Below are 1,397 nucleotides of genomic sequence, written 5' to 3'. Positions count from 1 at the left end.
CCAACGCGTTCACGATTTCCCGGCGTTCATGCGCCGGCGGCCGGCCACCGGGTTTGGGATCGGGAATCAACGGAGCGATCAGCTCCCATTCGGCATCGGACAGATCAGTCGGATACCCGCGCCGCTCGGCCATCACCAGCCTCCCTCACACCGAGGCTTCACACACCCCCTGCCCTACCCATCCTGACCCTTTTCAGACACCCTCTACAGAGCTTGAATGGTCAGGGTCTGGCTACGGGGGTTCCGGGTCGAGGGGCAGGTCGGTCTGGCCGAGGAAGCCGGCGATCAGGTCGGGGCGGTACTGGATGCGCTTGAGCAGGGTCTTGATCGTGGCCGTGAGCTGGTCGACGGTGACGCGGACGTGGTTGCCCAGGTCGCGTTTGACGTGGGCCCATACGCCTTCGACGGGGTTGAGATCCGGGGCGTAGGCGGGCAGGGGCACCACGGTCAGCCAGCGGGCGTGGCGGGTGAGGAACACGCGCATCGCGGCGCTGTGGTGGGTGTTGAGGTTGTCCCAGCACAGGATGATCGGGGCGTTCAGCTGGTGGTGCGCGGCGACGAGCAGGGTGGCGTAGTCGTCCTCGGAGAAGCTGCGGCGCTCACCCTTACGGCCATGGTGGGTGAGCACCCGGTAGAACAGCCGGGGCCGCTGGCCGGGCCGGTAGCAGACCAGAGCGGCCATCGACACCCGCCCCGAGCCCTTCCCCGACACCCGCACGGTCGGGGTGTGTCCCCGCGGGGCCCAGGTCCGGGCCTTGGGCGGGCGCAGGCTCTGCCCGGCTTCGTCCTCGAAGACGATCCACGCGCCGGTCGTCGCCGCTAGCCTCGTACCTTCGCCCAGGTCTCCGCGCGCCACGCGGCGACCTTCTGATCGTCGCGTTCGGCGGCGCGACGGGCGGGAATCTGGGGGCTGTAGCCCAGGCGGTGCAGCAGATACGACGTACCGCGCAGGGTGTAGCGGGTGTGGAACAGCCGGCCGATCAGCAGGGTCACCCGGGCCAGGGTCCAGCGCTGGTCGGGCCAGCCGTGCGCGGCCGGACCCAGGTCCAGTTCCCCGCGCAGCCGATCAAGCTGGCGGTCCGATAGCCGGCACGACGCCCCGCTCGGTCCCCGCGACGCCAGCGCCGCCGTGCCACCGGCCTTCCAGCGCCGTTTCCACTGGTAGGCCGACTTCGTACTCACCCGCAGCCGCTCGGCGACCTCGACCGGAGCGACACCTGCGGCGAACAGGTCCGCCGCCTGCGCCCGGACCGCTTCCCGCCGGGCACGACCCTGCGCGGTAAGCCCGCCACCATCCGCATACCTCATGCCAGCGGCAAGCCCTGAGCACGGTCAGGCCATACCCGGACAGACCGGATGTGATCAAACAGACCCCGACCATTCAAGATCTGGTAGCG

General features: G+C 69.7%; 3 protein-coding genes. All 3 read right to left on the bottom strand.

Features of this window, described 5'->3' with window-relative positions; all coding sequences use genetic code 11:
- Nucleotides 1-133: transposase (locus E0504_RS47920; protein ID WP_131627871.1), on the bottom strand; the 133-nt coding region annotated here is incomplete at its 3' end.
- A 99-nt stretch (nt 134-232) separates the two neighbouring features.
- The gene (locus E0504_RS47915) at nt 233-856 is read right to left on the bottom strand and encodes an IS630 family transposase (RefSeq protein ID WP_112108511.1); all 624 of its coding nucleotides are present in this window, start codon (nt 854-856) and stop codon (nt 233-235) included.
- Nucleotides 820-1,308: a winged helix-turn-helix domain-containing protein gene (locus E0504_RS47910; RefSeq protein ID WP_112108512.1), complete on the bottom strand. Its 489-nt coding sequence runs from the start codon at nt 1,306-1,308 to the stop codon at nt 820-822. Before E0504_RS47910 ends, E0504_RS47915 begins: the two co-directional genes overlap by 37 nt.
- Nucleotides 1,309-1,397 lie beyond the last annotated feature (89 nt).

This window comes from Parafrankia sp. BMG5.11, assembly GCF_004337455.1.
The sequence above is the reverse complement of the archived record's forward strand: the minus strand, read 5'-3'. Positions and strand labels throughout refer to the sequence as shown.

Coding starts and splice junctions, on each gene's coding strand:
- E0504_RS47910 (WP_112108512.1), bottom strand. CDS start 1,308: ATGAGGTATGCGGATGGTGGCGGGCTTACCGCGCAGGGTCGTGCCCGG.